At 64.5% G+C, this 24,886-nt stretch carries 25 protein-coding genes; 9 read left to right on the forward strand and 16 right to left on the reverse strand.

All coding sequences use genetic code 11. The features are described from left to right. Window positions 1-343 precede the first annotated feature (343 nt). Both U1707_RS09960 and glmM read right to left on the reverse strand, forming a co-directional pair. The gene (locus U1707_RS09960; protein WP_332799928.1) at window positions 344-559 is read right to left on the reverse strand and encodes a DUF1272 domain-containing protein; all 216 of its coding nucleotides are present in this window, start codon (window positions 557-559) and stop codon (window positions 344-346) included. After that, window positions 559-1,911 carry a phosphoglucosamine mutase gene (gene glmM / locus U1707_RS09965; RefSeq protein WP_332799929.1) on the reverse strand — a complete coding sequence of 451 codons (1,353 nt, stop codon included), beginning with the start codon at window positions 1,909-1,911 and terminating at the stop codon, window positions 559-561. The genes U1707_RS09960 and glmM overlap by 1 nt, the downstream gene beginning before the upstream one ends. Window positions 1,912-1,979: 68 nt before the next feature. Between glmM and U1707_RS09970 the strand changes: the two genes are divergently transcribed. Together U1707_RS09970 and U1707_RS09975 are read left to right on the forward strand one after the other, a co-directional pair. Then, the gene (locus tag U1707_RS09970) at window positions 1,980-3,251 is read left to right on the forward strand and encodes a dicarboxylate/amino acid:cation symporter (RefSeq protein ID WP_332799930.1); all 1,272 of its coding nucleotides are present in this window, start codon (window positions 1,980-1,982) and stop codon (window positions 3,249-3,251) included. Then, window positions 3,226-4,218: an aldo/keto reductase gene (locus U1707_RS09975; RefSeq protein ID WP_332799931.1), complete on the forward strand. Its 993-nt coding sequence runs from the start codon at window positions 3,226-3,228 to the stop codon at window positions 4,216-4,218. Before U1707_RS09970 ends, U1707_RS09975 begins: the two co-directional genes overlap by 26 nt. A gap of 162 nt (window positions 4,219-4,380) precedes the next feature. Here U1707_RS09975 and U1707_RS09980 read toward each other — a convergent pair whose 3' ends face one another. Then, the gene (locus U1707_RS09980) at window positions 4,381-6,174 is read right to left on the reverse strand and encodes a peptide MFS transporter (protein ID WP_332799932.1); all 1,794 of its coding nucleotides are present in this window, start codon (window positions 6,172-6,174) and stop codon (window positions 4,381-4,383) included. A 118-nt stretch (window positions 6,175-6,292) separates the two neighbouring features. On the opposite strand from U1707_RS09980, the gene U1707_RS09985 reads away from it, so the two are divergent. Next, window positions 6,293-6,868 (forward strand): nitroreductase family protein, encoded by a 576-nt coding sequence (locus U1707_RS09985; protein ID WP_332799933.1) that lies wholly within the window; start codon window positions 6,293-6,295, stop codon window positions 6,866-6,868. A 37-nt stretch (window positions 6,869-6,905) separates the two neighbouring features. Continuing rightward, window positions 6,906-7,262: a GntR family transcriptional regulator gene (locus tag U1707_RS09990; RefSeq protein ID WP_332799934.1), complete on the forward strand. Its 357-nt coding sequence runs from the start codon at window positions 6,906-6,908 to the stop codon at window positions 7,260-7,262. Between the two features lie 110 nt (window positions 7,263-7,372). Here U1707_RS09990 and U1707_RS09995 read toward each other — a convergent pair whose 3' ends face one another. Together U1707_RS09995 and U1707_RS10000 are read right to left on the reverse strand one after the other, a co-directional pair. Continuing rightward, window positions 7,373-8,191, reverse strand: coding sequence for an arylamine N-acetyltransferase family protein (locus U1707_RS09995; protein ID WP_332799935.1), 819 nt, complete (start codon window positions 8,189-8,191; stop codon window positions 7,373-7,375). Window positions 8,192-8,813: 622 nt separating this feature from the next. After that, window positions 8,814-10,541 (reverse strand): acyl-CoA dehydrogenase family protein, encoded by a 1,728-nt coding sequence (locus tag U1707_RS10000; protein ID WP_332799936.1) that lies wholly within the window; start codon window positions 10,539-10,541, stop codon window positions 8,814-8,816. Window positions 10,542-10,587: 46 nt separating this feature from the next. Between U1707_RS10000 and U1707_RS10005 the strand changes: the two genes are divergently transcribed. Next, window positions 10,588-11,592: an L-threonylcarbamoyladenylate synthase gene (locus U1707_RS10005; protein ID WP_332799937.1), complete on the forward strand. Its 1,005-nt coding sequence runs from the start codon at window positions 10,588-10,590 to the stop codon at window positions 11,590-11,592. A gap of 91 nt (window positions 11,593-11,683) precedes the next feature. On the opposite strand, the gene msrA is transcribed toward U1707_RS10005, so the two are convergent. Then, window positions 11,684-12,226 carry a peptide-methionine (S)-S-oxide reductase MsrA gene (gene msrA / locus U1707_RS10010; RefSeq protein ID WP_332799938.1) on the reverse strand — a complete coding sequence of 181 codons (543 nt, stop codon included), beginning with the start codon at window positions 12,224-12,226 and terminating at the stop codon, window positions 11,684-11,686. A gap of 59 nt (window positions 12,227-12,285) precedes the next feature. Between msrA and galE the strand changes: the two genes are divergently transcribed. Together galE and U1707_RS10020 are read left to right on the forward strand one after the other, a co-directional pair. After that, on the forward strand, window positions 12,286-13,284 hold the full coding sequence (galE, locus tag U1707_RS10015; protein WP_332799939.1) for a UDP-glucose 4-epimerase GalE: 999 nt from the start codon (window positions 12,286-12,288) through the stop codon (window positions 13,282-13,284). Further along, on the forward strand, window positions 13,281-14,114 hold the full coding sequence (locus tag U1707_RS10020; protein ID WP_332799940.1) for an HpcH/HpaI aldolase/citrate lyase family protein: 834 nt from the start codon (window positions 13,281-13,283) through the stop codon (window positions 14,112-14,114). The genes galE and U1707_RS10020 overlap by 4 nt, the downstream gene beginning before the upstream one ends. On the opposite strand, the gene U1707_RS10025 is transcribed toward U1707_RS10020, so the two are convergent. Continuing rightward, the gene (locus tag U1707_RS10025; RefSeq protein WP_332799941.1) at window positions 14,094-14,801 is read right to left on the reverse strand and encodes a phosphatase PAP2 family protein; all 708 of its coding nucleotides are present in this window, start codon (window positions 14,799-14,801) and stop codon (window positions 14,094-14,096) included. The genes U1707_RS10020 and U1707_RS10025 overlap by 21 nt on opposite strands. A 754-nt stretch (window positions 14,802-15,555) precedes the next feature. Here U1707_RS10025 and U1707_RS10030 point away from each other — a divergent pair. Further along, entirely contained in the window at window positions 15,556-16,299 is a 744-nt protein-coding gene (locus U1707_RS10030; protein ID WP_332799942.1) for a GGDEF domain-containing protein, read from the forward strand. 389 nt (window positions 16,300-16,688) lie between these two features. On the opposite strand, the gene U1707_RS10035 is transcribed toward U1707_RS10030, so the two are convergent. Next, the gene (locus U1707_RS10035) at window positions 16,689-17,024 is read right to left on the reverse strand and encodes a hypothetical protein (RefSeq protein ID WP_332799943.1); all 336 of its coding nucleotides are present in this window, start codon (window positions 17,022-17,024) and stop codon (window positions 16,689-16,691) included. A 466-nt stretch (window positions 17,025-17,490) separates the two neighbouring features. On the opposite strand from U1707_RS10035, the gene U1707_RS10040 reads away from it, so the two are divergent. Beyond that, complete coding sequence (locus U1707_RS10040; protein WP_332799944.1) at window positions 17,491-18,132, forward strand: hypothetical protein; 642 nt, start codon at window positions 17,491-17,493, stop codon at window positions 18,130-18,132. 46 nt (window positions 18,133-18,178) lie between these two features. Here the strand turns inward: U1707_RS10040 and U1707_RS10045 are convergent, their stop codons facing one another. The 8 genes from U1707_RS10045 to U1707_RS10080 all read right to left on the reverse strand — a co-directional run bounded on the left by U1707_RS10045 (window position 18,179) and on the right by U1707_RS10080 (window position 24,865). Continuing rightward, a complete protein-coding gene (locus U1707_RS10045; RefSeq protein ID WP_332799945.1) occupies window positions 18,179-19,777 on the reverse strand; it encodes an SGNH/GDSL hydrolase family protein in 1,599 nt (532 codons plus the stop codon). Further along, window positions 19,774-20,280, reverse strand: a complete 507-nt coding sequence (locus U1707_RS10050; protein WP_332799946.1) for a hypothetical protein — start codon at window positions 20,278-20,280, stop codon at window positions 19,774-19,776. The genes U1707_RS10045 and U1707_RS10050 overlap by 4 nt, the downstream gene beginning before the upstream one ends. Window positions 20,281-20,292: 12 nt before the next feature. Next, window positions 20,293-20,622, reverse strand: a complete 330-nt coding sequence (locus U1707_RS10055; RefSeq protein WP_332799947.1) for a hypothetical protein — start codon at window positions 20,620-20,622, stop codon at window positions 20,293-20,295. 100 nt (window positions 20,623-20,722) lie between these two features. Beyond that, window positions 20,723-21,358 carry a hypothetical protein gene (locus U1707_RS10060; RefSeq protein WP_332799948.1) on the reverse strand — a complete coding sequence of 212 codons (636 nt, stop codon included), beginning with the start codon at window positions 21,356-21,358 and terminating at the stop codon, window positions 20,723-20,725. 441 nt (window positions 21,359-21,799) lie between these two features. After that, window positions 21,800-22,102 carry a hypothetical protein gene (locus U1707_RS10065; RefSeq protein WP_332799949.1) on the reverse strand — a complete coding sequence of 101 codons (303 nt, stop codon included), beginning with the start codon at window positions 22,100-22,102 and terminating at the stop codon, window positions 21,800-21,802. After that, window positions 22,099-22,587 (reverse strand): hypothetical protein, encoded by a 489-nt coding sequence (locus U1707_RS10070; protein WP_332799950.1) that lies wholly within the window; start codon window positions 22,585-22,587, stop codon window positions 22,099-22,101. Before U1707_RS10070 ends, U1707_RS10065 begins: the two co-directional genes overlap by 4 nt. Before the next feature lie 94 nt (window positions 22,588-22,681). After that, window positions 22,682-22,855 carry a hypothetical protein gene (locus U1707_RS10075; protein WP_332799951.1) on the reverse strand — a complete coding sequence of 58 codons (174 nt, stop codon included), beginning with the start codon at window positions 22,853-22,855 and terminating at the stop codon, window positions 22,682-22,684. Between the two features lie 9 nt (window positions 22,856-22,864). Further along, window positions 22,865-24,865, reverse strand: a complete 2,001-nt coding sequence (locus U1707_RS10080) for a hypothetical protein (RefSeq protein WP_332799952.1) — start codon at window positions 24,863-24,865, stop codon at window positions 22,865-22,867. Window positions 24,866-24,886 lie beyond the last annotated feature (21 nt).

Consider the following 24,886-nt stretch of genomic DNA (forward strand, 5'->3'; position numbering starts at 1 on the left):
GAGTGAAGTTCACAAAGTTCACACGCTCGCGCGATTTTGTGATGGGCGGGGTTTTGGCTTTGAAGCGCGAGGGCGAATGGAGGGTAGCGGCGGTGCTGATCATGGGACGGCTATGGCATGATCGCCGGGTCGTAGGACAGTGGTGCATCAAGCGCGCCGGTGCCTGTGTCGTTCACCCTGTCACCGTCATTCCCGCGCAGGGGGAACCCATATCGGCAAAATCGGCAGCCTGGTCACGACTGTTCGAGGATATGGGTCCCCGCCTCCGCGGGGATGACGACGAGTTGAAGGCGGGAGCGGTATCGGCAGCGAGTGCGTCCACCCCGGCGGCTAAGGACGTACCCTAGTGCCGCCGCCCGCTTGCCGGCCTTTGCGGAGGCGCTTCGCCAAGCCGCGTCGGCCGGTCGAGCAGTTCGCCGCCGCAGTTCGGACAACGCTCGTCCAACGCGTCGGCGCATTCGGCGCAGAAGGTGCATTCGAACGAGCAGATGAACGCGCCTGGCGCGTCCGCGGGAAGCTCGGCGGTGCAGCGTTCGCAGGTGGGACGCATCTCGAGCATCAGGCGGCCGCCTTGCGCACCGCGTCGCAGATGCGGTCGACGACCTGTTCGACCTGGGCGAGATCGTCGCCCTCCGCCATGACGCGGATCACCGGTTCGGTGCCCGACGGGCGGATCACGAGGCGTCCCTTGCCGGCGAGCTCGGCCTCGGCCTCGGCGATCACTGCCTTGACCGCGTCGTGATCGAGCGGCTTGCCGCCGGCGAACCGGACGTTCTTGAGCAATTGCGGCAACGGCTCGAAACGGTGGAGCACCTCGCTTGCCGGGGCGCCCGAGCGCTTCACCTCGGCAAGGATCTGCAATCCGGCGACGAGACCGTCACCGGTGGTCGCATAATCGCTGAGGATGATGTGGCCCGATTGTTCGCCGCCTACATTGTAGCCGCTCGACCGCATCTTCTCGAGCACGTGGCGATCGCCGACCGCGGTGCGGACGAGGCCCAACCCTTGCGCGGCGAGATGGCGTTCGAGGCCGAGGTTGGACATCACCGTCGCGACAAGGCCACCGCCGGCGAGCCGCCCCTGCCGCGCCCAGCTGGCCGCGATCGTCGCCATCAACTGATCCCCGTCGACGATCATGCCGGTCTCGTCGACGACGATCAGCCGGTCCGCATCCCCGTCGAGCGCGATGCCGATGTCGGCGCCGCTGGCGACCACCGTCTCGGCAAGCGCCTGAGGCGCGGTGGAGCCGACGCCGTCGTTGATGTTGGTGCCGTTGGGCGTCACGCCGATCGCGACGACGTCGGCACCGAGTTCCCACAGTGCCGAGGGTGCGACCTTGTACGCGGCGCCGTTCGCGCAATCGAGCACCACGCGCATCCCGTCGAGGCGGAGGTTTTCCGGAAAGGTCGATTTGGCGAAGTGGATGTAGCGGCCCTGCGCATCCTCGATCCGGCGGGCGCGGCCGATCTGGTCGGAGGGGACGAGCGGCACGTCGCCGTTGTCGACGCCATCGATCAACGCCTCGATCGCGGCCTCGGCTTCGTCGGACAGCTTGTAGCCGTCAGGGCCGAACAGCTTGATGCCGTTGTCCGCATAAGGGTTGTGGCTGGCGGAGATCATCACGCCGATATCGGCGCGCATCGACTGGGTCAGCATCGCCACCGCCGGCGTCGGCATCGGCCCGACCATGACCACGTCCATGCCGACGCTGGTGAAGCCCGCCACCAGCGCGGATTCGAGCATATAGCCCGACAGCCGCGTATCCTTGCCGATCACGACACGGTGGCGGTGATCGCCGCGCTGGAAGTACGCGCCGGCCGCCATGCCGACCTTCATCGCCATCTGCGCGGTCATCGGCGCGACGTTGGTGGCGCCACGTATGCCGTCGGTGCCGAAATATTTCCTTGCCATTGGTTACGTGTCCGTTCCGTATCGGTGTTCGACGCGTTTGATAGCGCGGTAGACCATGAAGGGCGAGCATGTCGCAGACTACACGGATTCTCGCGGCCCTGATCGGCGGCATCGCGATCGGCATCGCCGCGGCGGCCTGGTCGCCCGCGAACGCGATCGCGGCGACCGCGGTGACGCAGCCGATCGGGTCGGCATGGTTGCACGGATTGCAGATGGTGATCGTGCCGCTGGTCGTCGGGCTGCTCGTGACCGGGATCGGCGCGACGACCGAGGCGGCGCGCGCCGGGCGGATTACCGTGCGGGCGATGGTGATGATCGTCGTCATCCTGTGGAGCACGACGATCATGTCCGCGCTGGTCATGCCGTTGATCCTGGAAGCCTTTCCGTTGCCGCGCGCGCTTGGCTCTGCGCTGCGCGCCGCGCTGACGGGTGCCGCGCCGGTCGGGCCGGTGCCGGGAATCGGCGCGTTCTTCGACACGATCGTGCCGACCAACATCGTCGCGGCCGCCTCCAGCGATTCATTCCTGCCGCTTACCGTCTTCGCGCTGACGTTTGCGTTTGCCGTGACGAAACTGCCCGACGATCGCCGCCATGTACTGACCGGCTTCTTCCAGGCGGTGGTCGACGCGCTGTTGATCATCATCAAATGGGTGCTGAAGCTGGCGCCGATCGGCATTTTCGCGCTCGCTTATGGCGTCGGCGCGCGCACCGGTACGGCGGCGTTCGGCGCGCTTCTGCATTATATCGTCTGCGTCTCGGCGATCGGTTTGATCGTCCTGCTGTCCGCCTATCCGATCGGGATGATCGGCGGCCGGGTCGGCTTCGGCAGGTTCGCGCGTGCGGTCGCGCCGGCGCAGGCGGTGGCGATCAGCACCCAGTCGTCGCTCGCCTCGCTGCCGGCGATGCTGAAGGCATCGACCGATCTCGGTGCGTCACCCGCCACCGCCGGGATCGTCCTGCCGCTGTCGGTCGCGGTGTTCCGCGCGACCAGCCCGGCGATGAACCTGGCCGTCGCGCTCTACGTCGCGCACTGGCTTGGGCTGCCGATCGGGCCGGGGCAGATGGCGGCGGGCGTGGCGACCGCGGCGATCACAACGATGGGGTCGATCTCGCTGCCCGGCACGATCAGCTTCGTCGCCTCGGTCGCGCCGGTGGCGCTGGCGATGGGCATCCCGCTCGAGGTGCTGGGTCTGCTCATCGCAGTCGAGACCATACCCGACCTGTTTCGTACCGTCGGGAACGTGACGATGGACACCGCCGTTACCATCTCCGTCGCAGCGCGGTCCGATCGCGTCGGCGCTCAGGAGAACACCCATGAAGTATCGCACGCTCGGCCCTGATTTCGAGGTTTCCGCGCTGGGTCTCGGCTGCATGCCGATGGCCGGCATCGGCAAGGGCATGTACGGCGAGGCGAACGCCGACGAGAGCATCGCCACGATCCACCGCGCGATCGAGCTTGGCGTGACGCTGTTCGACACCGCCGAGATCTATGGCCCGCTGGTCAACGAGGAGCTGATCGGCAAGGCGATCCGGGGCAAGCGCGACGGCGTCGTGATCGCGACCAAATTCGGCTTCCGCTATGACGAGAACGGGATGACCGGGGTGGACTCGACGCCGGCCAATGTGCGGCGGGCTTGCGAGGGGTCGCTGAAGCGGCTGGGGGTCGAGACGATCGATCTGCTGTACCAGCACCGCGTCGATCCGGGGGTGCCGATCGAGGATACTGTCGGCGCGATGGCTGAGTTGGTGCGCGAGGGCAAGGTGCGGCATCTGGGGCTGTCGGAGGCTGGGCTCGACACGATCCGGCGGGCTGCGGCGACGCATCCGATCGCGGCGCTACAGAGCGAATATTCGCTGTGGGAGCGCGATGTCGAGGACGATATCCTGCCGCTGTGTCGTGAACTCGGGATCGGGTTCGTGCCGTATTCGCCGCTGGGGCGCGGGTTTCTGACCGGGCAGATCACGGCGCGGTCGGATCTGCCGGAGGGCGATTACCGGCGGAACGATCCGCGGTATTCGGAGGAGAACTTCGCCAAGAATATGGAGATGGTCGCGGTGGTGAAGTCGATTGCCGATGCGCATGGGGCTTCGCCTGCGCAGGTGGCGTTGGCGTGGCTGCTGGCGCAGGGGGATGATATCGTGCCAATTCCTGGGTCGAAGCGACGGGTTACGCTGGAGGACAGCATGAAGGCGGCGGACATTACGCTGTCGGCTGATGATCTGGCGAAGCTTGATGCGGCGGCGCCGCGTGGCGGGACGGCTGGGCCGCGGTACCCTGAAAAGGCACTGTCGATGACGCGGATCTAAAATCCTTTTCCCCTTCCGCATTGCGGGAGGGGTCGGGGGAGGGGCGTGCCTCATTGGCCGGACGCCGGTACGTACGTCGCGCCCTCCCCTAACCCCTCCCGCCAGCGGGAGGGGAATTTGCCCTGCCCTAACTCCTCTCGCGAGTGGGAGGGGAATTTGGACTTACTGGACGCCGTGCATCCATTTCTTGATCAGCGGCGAGATCAGCAGCAGCACGACGCCGATGCCGGCCGAGACCAGTCCGATGGTCCAGAACACGCCGGCATAGGTATCCAGGCTGACCTTCAGATTGGTGACCTGGCCGCCGACCGTCTCGACGCTCGCCACCTGCGCGACGATGCCGGCGACATATTGCGCGACCGAGATCGACAGGAACCAGACGCCCATCATCAGCCCGACGACGCGCGCGATCGACAGCTTGGTGATCATGCTGAGACCGACCGGCGAGATGCAGAGTTCGGCGAACGAGTGGATGAAATACAGCCCCGCCAGCCACCAGATCGCGACCTTGAAGCTCGGCCCGACCATGCTCGCGCCCCAGACCAGGAACAGGAAGCCGACGCCCACGCCGATCAGCGCGATGCCGAACTTGACCGGGATCGACGGCTCGATGCCCCGGGCGGCAAGCTTGGTCCACAGGATCGACATCACCGGTGCCAGCGCGACGATGAAGAACGCGTTGAAGAACTGCGTCTGGCCGGCCGAGATGCTGAACAGACCGAACACGCTCAAGTCGGTGTTGCGGTCAGCAAACAGCGTCAGCGAGGAGCCGGCCTGCTCGAACAGCGTCCAGAACACGACGTTGAACACGATCAGCACCATCGCCGCGAGCATCATCTGGAACTCGCGACGCTCGCCGTTGACGAACGACCAGATCAGGATGCCGGGCACCGCGATCAGGAACGTGCCGAACAGCAGCTTGCCCATCAGCGACAGCGAGACGATGTAACCGACGATCCCGGATCCGGGCACCGGCGGCTCGGCGTTCATCAGGTTGACGAACAACAGGTAGAAGATCGGGATGCCGAGCAGGGCGAGCGCATAGATGCCGAGCGCGCGATCGGGACCGGTGCGGACCGGGGGCTCGCCGTAACCGTCGAGCTTGCCGCCATCGAACTGGATCAGCGTCCACGAGAACAGCATGCCGATCGCCGCGAGGCCGAACCCCGCCCACCAGCCGACCGTAACTGCGAGGAACGGACAGAGCAGCTGCGAGAACAGCGAGCCGAGGTTGATCCCCATGTAGAAGATCGTGAAGCCGGCATCGCGGCGCTTGTCGCCCTGTGCGTAGAGCTCGCCGACCATCGTCGAGATGTTGGGCTTGAAGAAGCCGTTGCCGACCGAGATCATGCAGAGCGCAAGCAACATGATCGTGACGTAGAAGCTGCTGCGTTCGGCGCCCGATTCGAAGCCGCCCTTCTCGACCGTCCGCGCCGTCGAACCGTCGGATGCGAGCAGCGAGACGGTGCCGTCGTCGTTGCCCTTGATCTTCAGCTTGTTCGCGCCATCCACCAGGTAGCGGACTTCGCTGTCGGCCTGATCGACGACTTCGATCGCGTAGCGCTGGTTGGCGATCGTCGCGTAGGGCTTGGCGGTCTCGCCGCCGAAGCAGAGCAGCAGATAGCCGAGCGCCATGATGATCGCGCCGAACTTCACCGCACGCTTGGAGCCGAGATACTGGTCCGCGAGATAGCCGCCGACCAGCGGGGTCAGATATACCAGCGCGGTGTAGCCGCCGTAGAGCCCGGTCGCCTCGCGGTCGCCGAACACGAAATGCTTGGTGAGGTACAGCGTGAGCAGCGCGCGCATGCCGTAATAGCCGAACCGCTCCCACGCTTCGGTGGTGAACAGCCGCGCGAGCTGGCGGGGATGCCCGAACCAGGTTTCGCCGGACGCCGGGTTGGTATGGGTGATGTCCGGCTCTCGCGGGGTATCCGCGGTCGGGGTGTCCACCATTCTTACGCTCCCTGAAACTCGTATTGGCCGCCGTCGAACGCGGGGCCGTTATGCGCGCGCAACTTAACGACAAAGCCCGGACTGTAAATATCAGACGCCAAAGCCTATTTGCCGCAGCATGCTCAACGACCGCTCCACGCCGCTCTCGCTGCTCGCTACCCGCCGCTCGGGCAAGCCGCGCGACCTGATCGCCCCCGGCCCCGATTCCTACCAGTTGGCGACGATCCTGGAGATCGCCGCGCGCACGCCCGATCACGGCAAGCTGGCGCCGTGGCGGTTCGTCGTTGTCGGCGACGAGCACCGCGCGGCGCTGTCGACGGTGATGACCGACGCGTATCTGGCGGAGCGACCTGAGGCGTCGCGGGCGGAACTGGAGTCGCTCGACCAGTTCGCGCACCAGGCGCCGACCTTGGTGGTGGTGCTGTCGTCACCCAAGAGCACCAAGATTCCGGTGTGGGAGCAGGAGTTGTCGGCGGGTGCGGCGTGCATGAACCTGCTCCATGCCGTGCATGCCGAAGGGTTTGCCGGCGGCTGGCTGACCGGGTGGCCGGCCTATTCGGATGCGGTGCGCGATGCGTTCGGTACGGCGTCGGAGCGGATCGCCGGGTTCATGTTCATCGGCACGCCGTCGCGTGCGCTCGACGAACGGCCCCGCCCGGATATGGCACGGTTGGTAAGCCACTGGGGATCCTGACACTCGACTTTCCGCCTGATTGCTGTATTAGAACAGCATGACAGCGCTCAGCAGCGACGACAGCCCCGTTTATATCCGCCTCCGCAGCACGATCGCCGCGGGCATCCTGCGCGGCGACTACCGCGCAGGCGATCAATTACCCTCGGTCCGTGCGTTCGCCGCCGAGCAGGGGGCGAACCCACTGACGGTCGCCAAGGCGTATCAGAGCTTTCAGGACGACGGCTATGTCGAGGTGCGGCGCGGGGTCGGCATGTTCGTGCTGCCGGGCGCAGCGGAGGCGTTGCGGGTGGCGGAGCGCGAGAATTTCGTGACGACGCAGTGGCCGCGGATTCTGGGGCATATCGATCTGTTGGGGCTGGACGCGCATGACCTGCTGGAGCGTGAGCGGGTCTGATCGTTCCATTCGCTCCAACCACTGCTGTTCCCCCGCGAAGGCGGGGGTCCAGGGTTACATAGGGTAGCGTTCGTGGTTCCTAGGCTCCCGCTTTCGCGGGAGAACAGAAATCAGAACAACCCTAGCGCCGCGACATCGTCGACACTGAGGTCGATCCCGAACAACAGGCTCATGCGGATACGGTACACGCGTGGGTCGGTGATCTCGCCCACCGTCGTGTCCGTGCCCGAACGCCGGCGATAGTTCCGGCCGATCAGCGACGCGAAGCCGTTCGGGAGGACGATGCTGGCGATCGGCGTGTGGGTGAAGCGGCTGGACGGTGCGGTGGAGGTCCAGTGGTTCGACTGGGCGAGATCCGCGTCGAACACCTGTGCCAGCGTGAAGCTGTATTGCGGCTGGAACCCCTCGCCCGATCCGCGACCGTCGGTGGTCATCGGGTCGCCGTCGCGGAACAGCATCCAGCCTTGCTCTGTTGCTTCCAGCCGGAAGCGCGCGCCGTCGGGGGCGGTCGCCTCGGCGCCGTCGGCGAGCGGGAGGACGGGCGTGTAGCTGCCGCCGAAGCCGGTATCGGCGATCCAATCCTGTCCGTCGATCGTCACCAGCGCGAAGGTGTGCGTTTGCGGTGGCGGCACGTCGGTCGCTGCGTACCAGACGCGGGCGAGCAACGGGCGGGCGGTGAAGCCGAGTTCGGCGAGCGCGTCGAGGAAGAGCCGGTTATGCTCGAAGCAATAGCCGCCGCGGCGCGCGGTGACGAGCTTGGCGAAGACGGATGCGCTGTCGATCGCGATGCCGCGGCCAAGGACAACGTCGAGGTCCTCGAACGGGATCGAAAGGCGGTGGGCGTGCTGGAGACGGCCGAGGCCGATCGAGTCGAGCGTCGGGCGCGCGGGCATGGCGATGCGTTGGAGATAGGCGTCGAGGTCGAACATCGGTCGGGCTTTCACAGATTTCCGCCCTCCCTTACCTTTCGTGCCGCGGGGCCGTCGAGTGGTTGGGGACCAGATGTTGCAAGCGATGCAGCGCGCCCCTCCCCCCGTTCGTGCTGAGCGACGTCAGAGCACCTGCGAGCTGGGCATGCCCTTCGACTGCGCTCAGGGCGAACGGCATAGCCATCCCGCTTGCTCCGTCACCCCGGACTAGTTCCGGGGTCCACCGTTCCGCATTCTCGTTTCTCTCGTATCTGTGGAACGGTGGATGCTGGAACGAGCCCGGCATGACGGTGTAGTTTGGGGCTGTCGTGACCGGAGGCCCCTCGCGATCCTCCCCTGCAGGGAGGGGGGGGTGACTGGCGCTTGCCAGGCGGAAGGGGCGGTAAGGGTTCACCGTCGTGCGCGTCCTTCCCCCGTCACCTTCAGTGCCACCTCCCCCTTTCAAAGGGGCCGCCTGGGTGCCACTCCGCGACTGCCTGTACCGCCTTTCCACTAGCTACCTCCCCGGCGGAGGCCGGGGCCCAATTGGTCGGATGTAACCGAGCACCGCGCTGATCGCGACCGTCCCCCAATTGGGCCCCGGCCTCCGCCGGGGGGGGGGGGGAGACGGGCGCGCGAGAGATCAGGCCGCGAACAGGTCCGCTTCGATCGAGTATAGCACCGCTGCGCTGGCATTTGCCGACGCATTCAACCCCATCGCCTCGGGGACGATTTGGTCGAGATAGAAGCGCACCGCCGCCGCTTTCATCCGGCCGAAATCGTCGGTGCCGGCGACGCCGCCCTGGCGCTCCATCAGCCAGCCGCAGGTGGCGACCGACAGCATCGTCAGGAAGGGGTAGCTCGCGGCCAGCTTGTCGTCGGCGTCTGCGGTGGCAAGGCGGCGGCCGATGGCTTCACAGGCCTCGACCAAGGCCAAGAGCCGCTCGTCCTTCGCTTCCGCGCGGATGTCGGCGATCAGCGCGGCGAACGCGCCGCCATTGTCGAGGCCGAGTTTGCGGCCGACGAGGTCCGCCGCCTGGATGCCGTTGGTGCCTTCGTAGATCGGCGTGATGCGCGCATCGCGGAAATACTGTGCGGCGCCGGTTTCCTCGACATAGCCCATGCCGCCGTGCACCTGGATGCCGAGCGACGCGACTTCGTTGCCGAGATCGGTGCCGTGCGCCTTCGCCAGCGGCGTGACGAGTTCGAGCCGGTTGCGCGCGGCGTGGTCGCCGAGGTTCGCGCGGTCGACCTGCCCTGCCGCGTAATAGACGAGCGCGCGCGCCGCCTGCGTCTGTGCCTTCATCCGCATCAGCATGCGGCGGACGTCGGGATGCTCGACGATCTTGACCGACTCCTTGTTCGGCGAACCAGCGCGCGCCGACTGGACGCGATCGAGTGCGTAGGCGACCGCGCCCTGGGTCGCGCCCTCGGCGACCTGGACGCCCTGAAGGCCGACGTTGAGGCGCGCGTTGTTCATCATCGTGAACATCGCGCGGATGCCGCCGAGCTCCGCACCGATCAGCTCGCCGACACAGTCGTCGTTATCGCCGAAGCTCAGGACGCAGGTGGGCGACGCGTGGAGGCCCATCTTGTGCTCGATCGAGACGACGCGGACGTCGTTGAAGTCGCCCGGCGTGCCGTCTTCGTTCAGGCGGAACTTGGGGACCAGGAACAGCGAGATGCCCTTCGTACCGGCCGGTGCGCCCGGTGTCCGCGCGAGGACGAGGTGGACGATGTTCGGCGCCATGTCGTGATCGCCGAACGAGATGTAGATCTTGGTGCCCTTGATCGACCATTTGCCGTCGCCAAACTTCTCCCGGTCAAGCGGCGTGGCCGTCGCGCGCAATGCGCCGACGTCGGAGCCGGCCTGCGGCTCGGTCAGGTTCATCGTGCCGGTCCATTCGCCGGTCGCGAGATGGGGGAGGTAGAGCGCCTGCTGCTCGGGGCTGCCGTGATGCTGGAGCGCCTCGATCGCGCCGACGGTCAGCGTCGGGCACAGCGCGAAGCCCATGTTGGCCGAGCCGAGCGTGTCGAGCACCGCGGTCTGGATCGCGAACGGGAGGCCCTGCCCGCCCCATTCCTCCTCGACGCCGATCGTGCCCCAGCCGCCCTCGACATAATCCTTGTACGCCTGCGCGAAGCCGTCGGGCATGACGACGCCGTCGGGGGTCCATTTCGCGCCGACCGTGTCGCCGGCGCGGTTCAGCGGGGCCCATTCGCCGGCGGCGAGCTGGCCGACGCCTTCGAGGACCGCGTCGACGACGTCGTCGCTGGCCGCGGCATAGCGTTCGGTCGCGGCAAGTTCGCCGATCCGCACGACGTGATCGAGCAGGAATCGCTGTTCGGTGGTTGCTGGGGTGAAGGCCATCGCATCCTCTTATCGCTATGGTTTGGACCCGCTATAGGCCCTCAGGATGACCCGTCCACACCCGCGGATTTTACCTTACGGCACGGCCGCGATCGCCGAGGCGGCTGCGTTGATTCGCGATGGGGGTATCGTCGCGGTGCCGACCGAGACGGTGTACGGACTCGCGGCGGACGCCACGAACGCCGAGGCGGTGGCGCGGATTTATGCCGCCAAGGGGCGCCCGAGTTTCAATCCGCTGATCGTGCATGTGGCCGATCTGGCGGCGGCGGAACGGATCGCGGTGTTCGATGCGGAGGCGCGGGCGCTGGCCGCGGCGTTCTGGCCGGGGCCGCTGACGCTGGTGCTGCCGGTGCGGGCGGAGGCGGGGATCGCTTCGCTGGTGACGGCGGGGTTGGATACGATAGCGATCCGGGTGCCTCGGCACCGGGCGATGCAGGGGTTGATCGCGGTTTCGGGGCGGCCGTTGGCGGCGCCGTCGGCCAATGCGAGTGGGGGGATCAGTCCGACGACAGCGGCGCATGTTGCGGGGAGTTTGCGGGGGAACGTGCCGTTGATTCTCGACGATGGTCCGACTGAGGCTGGGTTAGAGTCGACGATCGTGGCCGGGCGGACGGTGTTGCGGCCGGGGCCGATTACGGCGGAGCTTATTGCAAAGCACCTCCCCGGCGGAGGCCGGGGCCCAATTGGAGCGTCGGAATTAACGGAGCGCGACGCTGATCATGACCGTCCCCCAATTGGGCCCCGGCCTTCGCCGGGGGGGAATATGGTCACCGCCCCAGGACAACTTGAGAGCCATTATGCGCCGAGCAAGTATCTCCGTTTGAATGCGACCAGGGCAGATTCGGACGAGTGGATGATCGGGTTTGGCGACGTAGCCGGTGACGTTACGCTCTCGGCTTCAAGCAACCTCGTCGAAGCTGCGGCGAGGCTGTTTGACTTGCTCCACGCGGCCGACGCGAATGATTGCCCAAAAATCGCCATCGCCCCGATCCCGCTCGACGGTATTGGCGAAGCGATCAACGACCGTTTGCGCCGCGCCGCTCACCGCTAAGTCTCGTGCCCCCGCGGAGGCGGGGGGCCAGGCGCCAAGTCGGACTACGGTATTTAGCTGGGCCCCCGCCTCCGCGGGGGAACGGCTATCCTTAAGCGTTCACCGCCGCCTTCGAGCGCGCAGCGAAGCTCTTGCGCAGCTTCTGCAGCTTGGGGGGGATCACGGCCATGCAGTATGGGTTGGAGCGGCCGGACGTTTCCCAATAGTCCTGGTGATAGCCCTCGGCTTCGTACCACGTGTCCATCGGCTCGATGGTGGTGACGATCGGCTTGGGCGAGTCCGCCTGGGCCCGTTCCAGCGCCGCTTCCATCTCGGCCCGCTGTGCGTCGTCCGCCGGGAACATCGCCGAGCGGTATTGCGTGCCGACGTCGTTGCCCTGCCGGTTCAGCGTCGTCGCATCGTGCGTCGCGAAGAAGATATCTAGCAGGTCACCGAGCTTCAGTTGCTCCGGGTCGAAGCCGATCCGGATCGCCTCGGCATGGCCGGTGTCGCCGCCGCAGACCTGCTTGTAGGTCGGGTTGGGCACGGTGCCGCCGATATATCCGCTCTCGGCCGACACCACGCCGATCACATCCTTGAACACAGCCTCGGTGCACCAGAAGCAGCCGCCGGCCAGCGTTACATAATCCGTCATCACGATCTCCTTTCTCCCAAGATAGGAAGCCGCTACCGCGCAACAAAGAGGAGACATACATGATCGACGGGAAGGTTATGGTCACCGGCGGCGCCGGTTACATCGGCAGCCACGCGGTATTGGCGCTGCTCGACGCCGGATACGACGTCGTCGTGCTCGACAATCTGGTCACCGGGTTCGACTGGGCGGTCGACCGCCGCGCCGCCCTGGTCGAGGCGAACGTCGCCGACGATGCGAAGGTCCGCTCGGCGATCCGCGAGCATGACGTCCGCGCGATCATGCACTTCGCCGGTTCGGTCGTCGTGCCGGAATCGGTCAGCGATCCGCTCAAATATTACCGCAACAACACCGCCGCCAGCCGTTCGCTGATCGAGAGCGCGGTCGTAGAAGGCGTGCCGCACTTCATCTTCTCGTCGACCGCCGCGACCTATGGGACGCCCGAGAAGGTGCCGGTTGCGGAGGGCGATCCGACCGTGCCGATCAACCCCTACGGCATGTCGAAGCTGATGACCGAGGCGATGCTGCGCGACGTCGCGGCGGCGCATCCGATGAACTACGCGGCGCTGCGCTATTTCAACGTCGCCGGCGCCGATCCGCAGGGTCGCAGCGGGCAATCGACGGTCGGCGCGACGCACCTGATCAAGATCGCGGTCGAGGCGGCCACCGGCAAGCGCGGCCATGTCGGCGTTTATGGCACCGACTTCGACACGCCCGACGGCACCGGCGTGCGCGACTACATCCACGTCACCGACCTTGCCGCCGCGCACGTCGCCGCGCTCGACGTGCTGGTGGCCGAACCCGCTAACAGCCACACGCTGAACGCCGGGTACGGCAAGGGATTCTCGGTGCTCGACGTGCTCGATGCGGTCGACAAGGTCACCAACCGGACGATCGAACGCCGTCTCGAGGGGCGGCGTGCGGGTGATCCGGCGATGCTGATCTCCGACAATCGCGCGATCCTGGAGACGCTCGACTGGACGCCGCGCCACGCCGATCTCGACGGCATCGTCCGCGATGCGCTGGCGTGGGAGCGGGCGCTGGCCGAGAAAGGCCTGTGAGACTCCGCTCGCTGCTGTTCGTGCCGGGCGATCGGCCCGAGCGGATGGTCAAGGCGCTTGGGCTTGGCGCGGACGCGCTGATCCTCGACCTGGAGGATTCCGTCGCGCCCGCCGGCAAGACTGCCGCCCGCGCGCATGTTGCTGCGTTCCTTGCCGAACCTCGGACAACGCCGCTGTTCGTGCGGATCAACCCGCTTGATTCGGGGCTGGCGGACGACGACCTCGCCGCGGTCCTGGGGGCCAAACCCGACGGGATCATGCTGCCCAAGGCGGAAGGCGCTGCCAGCCTTGCCGCGCTCAATGCCAGGCTGAGCGGCGACATCGCCATCCTGCCGATCGCGACCGAGACGCCTGCGGCGATCTTCGCGCTCGGCAGCTATGGCGGCGTCACCGCCCGGCTCGTCGGGCTGACCTGGGGTGCCGAGGACCTGCCCGCCGCGATCGGTGCGGCGACGTCGCGCGAGGCGGACGGGTCCTACACCGCCCCGTACCAGCTCGCGCGGTCGCTGACGCTGTTCGGGGCGCATGCGGCGGGCGTGCTGGCGATCGAGACGGTCTATCCCGACTTCCGCGATCTGGATGGGCTTGCCGCCTATGCCGCGCGCGGTCGGCGCGACGGGTTCACGGGAATGATGGCGATCCACCCGAGCCAGGTCGCGGTCATCAACGCCGCGTTCACGCCCTCGACCGAAGAGCGCGCCCATGCGCAGAAGATCGTCGACCTGTTCGCCGCCCATCCGGGCGCGGGCGCGCTGCAGATGGATGGCAGGATGGTCGACGCGCCGCATCTGAAGGCGGCGAAGGCGCTGCTAGCGCTCGCCACCGATTGACTCGCGCACGCGCGCGGTCGCCAGCCACCAGGCCAGCGCCCACAGCGTGCCGAAGCTCCAGCCGGCCAGCACATCGCTCGGCCAATGTACGCCGAGATATACCCGGCTGCATCCGATCGCGCCGACCAGCAGGATCGCGACGATCAACAGATAGCGCCGGGTCGCGCGATTCCGGGTCACCTGCGAGGCGAGGCCGGCGAGCGTGAGATAGACGATCGCGCTGTTCGCCGAATGCCCGCTGGGGAAGCTCATGTTGGTGACCGTGACGAGATGTTCGACGATGTCGGGGCGCGGACGGTTGACCTGCGCCTTGACGAAATCGACGATCAGCCCGCCGGTGATGCTCGCGGCCAGCGTCGCCAATGCGGTCAGCCATAGCCGCTGGACGATCAGCAACCCCGTGACGACGACCACGACGATCGTCAGCACGACGCCGCCGCCGAGCGCGGTGACGTCGATCGCGACGTTCGGCAGCCAGGACGGCCCGTGCCAGGCGCGCAGGCCGAGGATGATCGCGCGATCGAACGCGAACGGCCAGTGATCGACTGCGAGACCTACAACAAGAATCAGGATGATGCCGACCGCAGCGACCGATGCGCCCGCGAGAATCGCCGGGACGTGCCTCCGCCTGCTCGGCGCAACGCCCGAGGCATCGATGGTGGGTCCGCCGCCTACCATGCTGAGCATGTTTTTTGGCTGAAATGAGACCTTTTTAGCTCATCAAATCCGGCCGATGTCCCCGCCCGTGCCCCCATGTCCCAACCGTAGATATTTTTCGGCGGCAGCAGCGACGATCTCATGGCCACCATCTACCACGGTGTGGCGTCAGCGGAAACAAGCTGATCGATCCGAGCGCCTTCCGCCACCTCTGGTGCCTCGCCTCTCCATATTTATGCGCCACGTCAGGCCAAGCAGTGAGGCCAACGGGTTCGCACCCCGAATACGCTCGACGATCACGAAGACCTAGACGCTTGCAGGCTGCAACCGACGCCATAAAGATAATGGCTACCACCGGCACCGTCTTAAGCTTACGCATCGCAAAATCCTTCGCCACGAAGATCCAGAACGTTTCGGATCTATTATGGCAAGCAAGGCCTTGAGACCGCTGGTGAAATTGCAGTTCGAACCTTAGCCCCTTCGGCTAGGACAGCTATATTAACGTATTGGTGATAGCAGGTATGCAACGCGCCGCCTCAAACAGCGTTCAGTGCATAGGGTCGGCAGAGAGGCGTAATCAATAGTGTCAGATGCATTTGGTACTGCGCACGCCGCGCTGGCGTTTCTGGAATCTCACCACCTTCCGCCAATAGCGGCTAATTACGCATTCGCTCTTCAGGTCGTAGGCGATCTAGACGGACCATTAGCTCGAGCTGTGGCACTCGAAACGGATGGAGGACTAAGGCTGACGTCGCGGTCTTTACACGAACTAAGTCAGCGCTTCTTGGCAGCGAAGTCCGAGACTGTTGCTAACATGGAGAGCGCTGTCCAAGTTCATGCGACCCAGTTGGGATCGTTGACCTCGGATGCACAGTTCCTGACCAAAACTCTCAGCGACGACGTCAACGCTATGGCGGCAGAGGCCCAGGACTGGCCAGACTCAAACGCCCTAGTGACCCGGCTGACCGATGCAGAACGGGAACTCGCTGATCTGCGGAGGGACGTAGCAAAGTTACAGGCTAATTTAGGATCGCTAAGCGAGCAGCGCACGGATCCGACGCGTGATGCAGCTACGCAGGCATTGACGTCGGAAGGAGCTCGCCCCCTTTTTGCGCGCCTAGGCGAACAAAACCGCGCCTACGTCATGATGATATTCAGCGTTGCCGATCTCAGCAATATCAACGAACGGTTTGGTCACCCGGTAGGCGACAATGTCCTGAGCGCATTCGTCGCTAACCTTAGGCAGGTGTTGAAAGACGAAGAGATCATTCGCTGGACTGGCAATGAATTCCTTGTCTTAGTCACCGATGTCGCTTTGGCGAACGCTCGAATCCTTGCAGAAGAAGTTCTGGCAGCATTCGCGACCAGGCGCTTGAAGTTGCGCGGAAGCGGCGAATGGATCGGCATGGTGACGGGATCGGCCGGTATCGTCGTTGGGCAGGGAGCCGACCAAGCCGCGGCACTAATACAGGCTCGGGCTAAATTGTATCGAGCGACGGTAAAAGGGCTAGGCCAAGTTGAGGTGTAATTGCTGCGCCCGCCGCAGTAAATGCCTCCGTTTGTTTGAACCGAGCGCTTAGCGAGGACAAATATGACAGATCGTGAGGCCTGGTTGAAGGCGTGCGAAATTGTCGCAGTCTACGGCAGTGATTCAGCGAGATACGTGCTGAGTTCGCTCGGCGACATTCTATCGTCGAGCGATGGTGCTGAGGATTGGCGCCGGGTCGCCACAGCAGTTGACGCCATCCTCGCAGCACCGCCACAGTAAGTGATTAAACGCATCTGATCGCTGGCGTTTTCAAGCGGATGGGCTCGCGGCGTCATTTCTGCCTTGGTGAGCAACGCCGCGGTCGCAGTTGATAATCACACGGACAGCGAAACTCCACGGATACGCTCCTAGATGCCCCCAGTACGTGCCTAAGAAGCGGATCGGCGAACGAACGTGCCGTAGTATTCGACCGGCTCGCCAGCCAGACGGTAGATCGCATCAGCCTGCAGGAGTTCAGTCTTAGGGGTAACTGCCTCCCCCGGCGCCCGTAGCGTAATAGTGAATTGGGTGTCGGCACGCTGCCGAAATGCGATCGTCACCTGGTCGCCGTCGAGCGCATAGGTTCCGGCGATGTCTTGCTTGGTACTTGACCGGATCCCGCCGTCGCGGAGAATGTAAAATTCGGGGCTCGACCTATCAAGCGGCTGCTCCTCTTCGAGGTAGAACCACTCGCCTCGAAGCGCTTCCTCAGTGATCGCTGCCATACTCGTTCCCTTCGGGGGAGGACCTATGACCTTGCGGGGTGAAACGGAAGGCGTTGAGTCATAGACCACGGCGCCGTTGCTGACTCGACCCGGAACGTCGACGGGAAGGAACGGGCATCCACACAAATAGATGAACGAACTCGATTCAGATTAATAAAATTGCATTCGTAATTCGCCGCGAAGCCATATATCAAAATCACGCCTACATGGCACCTCATCTATGAACTTATAGGGTCGCTTTGGCGGCCCTTTTTTTTGAATCCGAGGGAGCACGAATAAGCGGTATGGCTGATGGCCCACCGCGGTCGGTACGTACGCTAGGGTCCTATTTCAGACTCCTAAATGCCGCCGGATAAAGCCGCGGAAACGTCGCGATCCGAGACAGCCGACCAGCGTGAATATGACTAACGCCGCTGGGAGGCCCCAAATCGCCAAACCAAGAATCGATAAAATTAGCATCGCTTAGTTGAGCAAGGTCACATCGATCAGCGCCAGTGCAGATGTCAGCACCTGTGCCAATTTGACGCGGTTTGTAAGGATAACCCGGCAGGGTTTGCCGATTTCTCCGTCAAATGGTGCCACGCATGTTAACCGTTCGGTGAAGCCAGCCGGCGCCGGATACCGACTTGCCGATAAAACAAACCAGGAGCATGTGATGCCAAGGATCCCAGCAGACCATTTGGAATCGCGTAATTTTCGCGAAGACCAGAGTTTTTGCGTTACGTACAATCTCGGAGATGACCAATCGCTGGCAATCGTAGCAGGCGGTAAGATGCTTTACCTGTTGCGTAACGAAGGTGAGATCGGCGACGCGCCGGAGCATGGTGCCGTTATCAAAGGGGCGCAGCTTGAATTTGACCCCCTTCTTGGACCGATCATTCCGGGCATAAACGCCTTTGCAAAGTTCAATCTTCTTATTGTTGATGGTATTTTGACCATCGCTAGTGGTGTTCATCGTGGCGCTTTTGATGTTCCCGAGACGGAACCATTTTCACTCGGAATCCCAGTTCCGGGCGGCGCGGCTTACGCATCACCGGCATTAGTGCCAAGCGCGTGGGATATCGTGGCCTATGCCAATGGTCAGCGTATTTTACTCTTCAGTTCTTAATTGCAAACCCAGAGGATGGCAAATCGCCATCCTCTGGGAACAAGATTCAACCGGCAGGCGCGGCCAGACGGCGCTTGATCCCTACCTGCTTGATGACTGCCGTAACCGTGCCGGCGCACGCCCCCTCGATGTAGATATACGGGGCGAGATATCCCTTTGCATCGTACGTCGGCACCTTGAACGGCCGGGTCATCAGCGTCGCAGTGAACGCCTGGTCAGGCCCGACGCTGCCCGCAGTCGTGGCATGATAGCCATCCTGCACTTCGTTGCTGAAGTTGGTACCGGCGGTCGTGCCGTTGACGAACATGTCTAGTCGCACCGCAGCGAGGCACGCAGACGGCCCGGTGACCTGCACCTGCGCCACCGCCTGAACAATGTCACCGATCGCCCAGTACGTCGAGCCGACGGTCTGATAGAACCGGCACCCGTCGCCAGCGAGAACCCAGTTGCAAGTCACGATCTCATTGTTGCCGAGGCCCTCGGGGTCGACCTGCGTCGTTGCGGTGCCGGTCGACTGTCCGACCGTTCCCAGCGTCCAGCCTGACGGTACCGGCCCCGACACTGCGGTGATCGTCACCGCCACACCGGTCGCCGACGCTGTCGCCGCTTGGCTCATGGTATAGTTGCCGAAGCCGCCACCCGCTGGCTGCGCGGTGATCGTCGTCCCGGCTGGGATGCCTGCGCCGGTGACGGTCGAGCCGATAGGCGGGGAGGCGAGCGCCGTCACTGCCAGCGTCGTCGTGCTGTTGGTGGTCGCTGTGGCGGTCTTCGTCTCGATCGTCCCGCCGGTCGCGGTCGCGAAGATCGGGTTCATCGCAAGCTGCCAACGTCCGTTCGTCGGTAGCTCGGTGCCGCTGCGGATCAGGACATTGCGGGGCGGCAGGATGGTGTTGAAGATCGGGACCAAGGTCCCTTGGGCTCGGTAATATTCAGCTCGGCTGATGCCGTGGACGCCGTCGAGGAAATAGCCAGGCCTGCCGGCGATCGTCGTCGTGCTGGCAGTCGGGTTCATCACGATCGCCCGGGCGTCGCTCAGGTAAACGCCGGTCGCCGTTTCCTGATAGTCCATGAGGCGCTGATTGGCTTCGTGGACCTGCTGAACCTGCGCGGCGCTGATCGTGCTCGAACCGACCTCAAGCTCGATGATGACCTTCATACCTGCGAGGCGGCAGGTCTCCGCCATGGAAATTAGGTTCGCCGCGCACGTCGCGCCGCTGGTCGTCGCGGTCGGGTAGTTCTGCGCAATGTCGTTGAGGCAGCCCATGAGCCGGATGCCGCCAGCTTGGGTGGCGAGCGCTTGCGCGAGGCGAGCGAAGAACTGGTCGGTCCGATCCCCCGATTTGCCGAACGTGGGACCGACGACGAACCGCTGCCCGGTCAACACCCGTGCCCAGATTAGCGAAGAGCGCATATTGAACGCGGTTTGGGCCGGGTTGATGAAGTCGGCGTCAACCCGGCTGTCGCCGAGGTCGGTCCACAACAGCGGGTCGCGGCCGATCGCGAGCGTCTGGGCTTGAGTCGCCGTGGCCTTCGCCTGCACCGCCAGCCCGCGCGCAGCCGGATCGACCTGCGCAGCGGCCGGCGCCGACAGCATGCCGAACATGGCGAGTGCGAGCATCACCCGCATCATGATAAGGCGGATCACTGGCGGAGCCCCCAAAGAAGCGACCCAGACGAGATGGTCGCCGTGCCGCAGTAGACAACGCCCGCGAGCGTCGGGACATCGACGATCTCGTTGGCGTTGCCGGTGAAGCTGCCCCAGGTGGAACCGCCGATCGTCAGCGGGTTGAGCGTGGCGCAGGCGTCGACGGACGTGCTGACCGCGAACGTCCCTGCCCAGGTGCCGCGCAATATAACGCGGATGCCGCGGCCCAACTGCGGGGTGAACGGGCCGATCGCGGTCGTGCCGGTCGTCGCAGTGCCCATGAGGGCCGTTGACGTCGCCGCGGCGAGCGGGCCATCGGCGATCGGCAGAGGGTTGGTCAGGCTCACCGGTGCGCACGAACCGTCAGCAAGCTTCACGCAAGGGGAGTTGCCCGTGGCATAGCCTGCCGGGAACTGGACGGACGACCCGGCCGCCTGCGCGATCGCGGGGGCCGGGGAAAGGGCGAGCGCGATAGCACCCGCCCATCGGAGAAGGGTCTTCATGGTGCCAGCCTCTCAGTTCGCTGCGGTGGTTTCGATCGTCGCCGTCGCGGCTTCCGCCTGCTTCAGCGCGGCCAGCTGCTCGACGACGGTCGCCGCGGTGCGCGCCGCGATCAGGCCGCGCTCGGTCAGCGCCATCGCCAGCCGGATGCGCGCCTGCCGTTCGGGCGACAGGAACGGCAGGATCACCTCCGCCGATGCGGCAATGCGGTCGTACGCAGCCTGCGCGCGATCGATCGCGGTACCGATCTGCGTAGCCGTTTCGGTCGTGGGGGTCGGCATGGTCGCGCAACTGGCGAGCGACATCGACGCCGCGCATATCGCAGCGATGAGTATGGTCTTCATCTGGAGCTCCTGTTAACTTTTTGGAGAGATTTGCCGGTTAAAATGCATCAGGACCGCTGGGGCGAACGCTCACCCCCTGGGCGCCCGGCGGTCGCTTTCTTCAGGTCCAGGCACCAGCGACGAGCGCAGCCTGGAATGACATCGCGTATCCCGCGACCTTCTCGGCGCGGTCGATTCCGTTGATGATGCGACGCGCCGAGGTGAACTGCTGTGACGTTGCGAGCCCCTTGGCGGGCAGGTAGCGCGCGAACTTATGCCGCCCGACCTTGTCGCCCGCGAACCAGCCCTCGGTCATCCCGCGGACCATCACGCGCGCGGAGATGTCGGTCTCGAGTGCGCGATCGAAATTGGCGAGCAGCGCACCCTTCAATCCAAGCTCCGCATCGGCAGTCTCGTAATTGAAGTCATGCGTTAGCTGGACGTCGCCGCGGCCATACGGGATCTGCCCGCGATGCTTCCCCGGCCTGCCGTACGGCTTGCCACGGCCGCGGCCGATCTCCGGGACCGGCTGCATCTTCTCACCGGTTTCCCAGAACGAGGTGGCGAGGCCGTACGCGACGTACGTGATCGGCGAACCGGCGGATGCGAACGCGGCGAGCTTCGCTTCAATGCCCTCGAACTGCGCTGTCGTCAGCTTGCCGAACAGCGGGCGGATCGCTGCGTAGAATTTGTCCGGCGACGCCAGCCCGTGCGCTGGACGCGCGGGGGCAGTCGCCGGCTTTGATGCCGTCGTCATGGTTTTTCTCCAAAATACTAATGTATGTAAATTGCTGAAATATATCGTGATCTAGAGAGGCTGCATCCGGCAGTTACTCCCGTTTGTGCCGGGGCCAGTAAGACGTTTCATTCCGTCTTACTGCGTGGCCAGCTCTCCTGTTTTATCAGCATTTTTCAGGGGGGCTGGCCTTGGCAGGTTTTATTATGCTGTTACGCAACAATACTTAAGGCCCAGCAGTTGATGACTTACCGGCACTCACCCCCGTGATGCTCCGGTAGGCCCGCTCCCCCGCCCCCACGCTAGGAGCGGGCCGTTATTCGCTTCTTAACTGTAAGTTGTCAGACACGTCCGTGAGGTGTCGCCCTCGCCACCGGACGGAACCCTGCTCGCGCGAACTCCCCCCCACTCAAAGCGCGGGTAGGGTTTCGGTGAACCTGCAAGCATCGCTTGCAGGTTGGGTTATTCGGCCTTGCCGCCCGCGATCTGCCCGGCGACATTGCGCGCGATGATGAGGATGAAGCGCATCGTGCCGAAGCCGATCCAGCCGGCGCTCGTGCCGGCAACGAGGGTCGACCAAACAGGCCAGCCAAAGTGGACGGTAGCTGCGCCGGCCATCGAGCCGAACGCGGGGAGAAGCGAGCACATCACGAAGATGTCACGCCAGGTTACCGGCTTCCCGGCCTCGATCTTCTGACCGACGCGCAGGATCTGCCCGGCGAAAACCGCAAATGCGGATAGGGCGTATGCCTGCCAGTCCTTCACAGCGTTACCACCCCGATGCCGATGCCTGTTGCGATGAGCGCGAACGAGACGAGGAAGCTGGCGGTGCGGCGCCGCGCCGTAGCCGCATGAACGAACGACATGCCTGTGACCGAGACGGCCGCGGCGATGGCGTCGGTCGCGATGTCATACGCCTTCCACGTGTCGGGATGCTGGGAAACCAGCTGCGCGGCATCTCCGGACGATCCGAAGAAATAACCAAGCCCGATCGCGACGGACCCAGAGAATAGCAGGGTGCCGCTCCAAGGCGTCGTGATCGCGTTTATCAGGTCGACGTGCAGCTGATCGACGACCGCTCGGAACCGCGCGCGGCATACGCCCCTGCCCGGATCTCGGCAGCGCGCGAGGTGCCAGCCCGCAACCGCCAGCGGAATTAGCCATTTACCGGCCCCCGCGGCGAAGCGGAGGCCGAACAGCATCATAGTCCAGATGGCTACGACGCTGACGATGTGACCAAGAGGGGTCATGCGTCATCCTTTCCTGCGACGGGATGTGTCGCAATGTTCGCTTGGTTTAGATCAGTGGAAAGCGCGTAGGGCGGCGAGCCCGATCATCAGGGTGTCAGGCGGGTTCGTCGCTCACCGCCGCGACCTCCACGCCTTCAACAGGCGGATAGTCCATCTTCATGACCTCATCCTCGGACAGCGTTGCCGCCACCTGCCAGCGGGCAGACGCACAGACATGCTCGGTGCCGTCCTCGTGGGATCGGCCGCACAATTCACATTGGATCAGCATGGTCATCTCCTAATTCGCCAGGGTTTTGGCGGCGCGGAGCTTGCCGAGCAGGCCGTTTTGTACGGTGCGGATCGCCGCGACATCCGCGAGTAGAGCGTTGTATTCTGCCTGCGTGGGCGTGGCGCCTACGGCATTGCTAGCTGTCGCCGCTGGTACATTCGCCTGTGCCGACGCCGTGATCGACGTGCCGCCTATCGCAAGGGCACTGGCGTTGAAGCCGCCGCGCAGGTTCATGCCGCCCAGCTCGTAATTCAGGATCGCGCAATCGCTGTTCGCAGATAGTAGTTCGGACTGACCGCCATCCCATACAGACGGGAATAGAACCTGCGGGTACACAGTCCCCCCTTCCACATACGGGTCGAGGACCCGCGTGCGCGAATTGCGGTTCATCAGCGCGACTGGTGCGGCTGGCAGATACTTCGCGCCGGATACCCACGTTCCCATGCCGGAGTTAGCAGGTCCGCCCGCCTTCCATAGCGCCCAGATCCGAAAGTTCGTGCCGGGGACGGTTGTGGATAGCTGTGCCGCGGTTGCATCCGCAGCGCCTTGATAGATGTTCCCGGCATAATGCACGGTCGCCGCGTTCCCACTGAACTTGCAATGCGGCATGAGCAACAAGCTGTTCAGCAGATTGTCGAGCCAGAACCCGATCGAGAAGTCCTGGTTGGACGTGCAGACGCCCGTGAACTCGACAAGGTTGGCGTTGTTGCCGGTGACGCGATGACCATACGTGTTCTCGCTGGTTGTGACGTTGTGAACTCGCATGCCGTTCGCATTGCCGAAGTTCGTTGACCCACTATCGTTGGCTACCACTTTGTAGCCGCATCCGGGAAAGCCGCTGATCCGCAGGCCCGAAAGCAACCCGGCGCAGTTCGCACGAAGCCCGTACGCCGCGTTTTCATCGCGCATCGTCAGCGTGACAGTCGGACCATCGTACAGCACTGTGAAGCCGGTAAACTCGAACCCGTCCGCACCGGTTGTTGCCGGAGAGACGACGGTACCCTCCAAAGTGTCTGCACGGTCGAACGAGATACCACCGGGGCCGCGGACGAGGATGACCGTGCCATAGCCGTTCAACTCATTGCCAACGGACGCGCCGTGGAACTTGATGCCGGCCTTGCAATAGACCAGCCGAGGCAGGGCTAGGACGCCGATGCCCGCGCGCAACTCGACGCCGTTGCGGACGAACGGATAAAGGGCAGGCGACTGCCCGCAGAACGCGGCATAGTCGAACGCGGCCTGTAGCGCCGTCGAGCCATCCGTCGCTGTCGTGCCATCCCAGCCGAAATGCTCCAGCCGCAAGCCGCGCGGGTCGCGGCGGAAGAAGCGGCCGTTCTCGTCCTTGGTGATCGCCAAGGGGTGTGCAGCCATTTTGGCGTCCGTCAGGGTGGCGTCTTCGATCAGCGGGCCGCGCGAGAAGCCGCTGGTCTGGATCAGCGTGATAGCTGCGGCGACCGACTGATTCTGGATCGAGTTAAACGGGACCGTCGGCACGACCCCGCCGGACATACCGACGTAGTAATCGGGGAAGTTCGCCAAGTGCGCTTCCGCTTCATCGGCCGCGGCTACCGCGCGGGCGGTTGCCTGCGCAGTGATCTCTCCGGCGAGCTTATTGATAAGCTGGGCGTCGGTCGTGCCTCTGGGAACGTAGCCGGTGCTTATGGCGATTTGCAGGAAGCTTTGGCCCTGAGGGCCGTCCTCACCCTTCTCTCCGCGCAGCATGAGGCCCGTAGCGTTCCAGGCCCCGGATCCAGCGGCACCGGTCTTGATGTATAGACCGTTATTGCCGCCGTCGTTGTAAACGATGCCGAGCGCGCCGGCAGTGGGCGTGAGATTGCCATAGAGCGACGAGCGGGCGGCATAGACGACTACGGCCTGACCAGCGACAAACGCGGCCAAAAGTTGTGCCAGTGCCCCACCGACACGACCGTCGAGATTTCCCAAGAACGCCCGGAGTGCAGGCATGTTGGGGTCCTGCCCATCGATAAGGATGGAGCCGATCGTGGCCATAGAAATTCTCCAAAAGGAAGG

The organism is Sphingomonas sandaracina (genome assembly GCF_036663695.1).
GTDB lineage: Bacteria > Pseudomonadota > Alphaproteobacteria > Sphingomonadales > Sphingomonadaceae > Sphingomonas.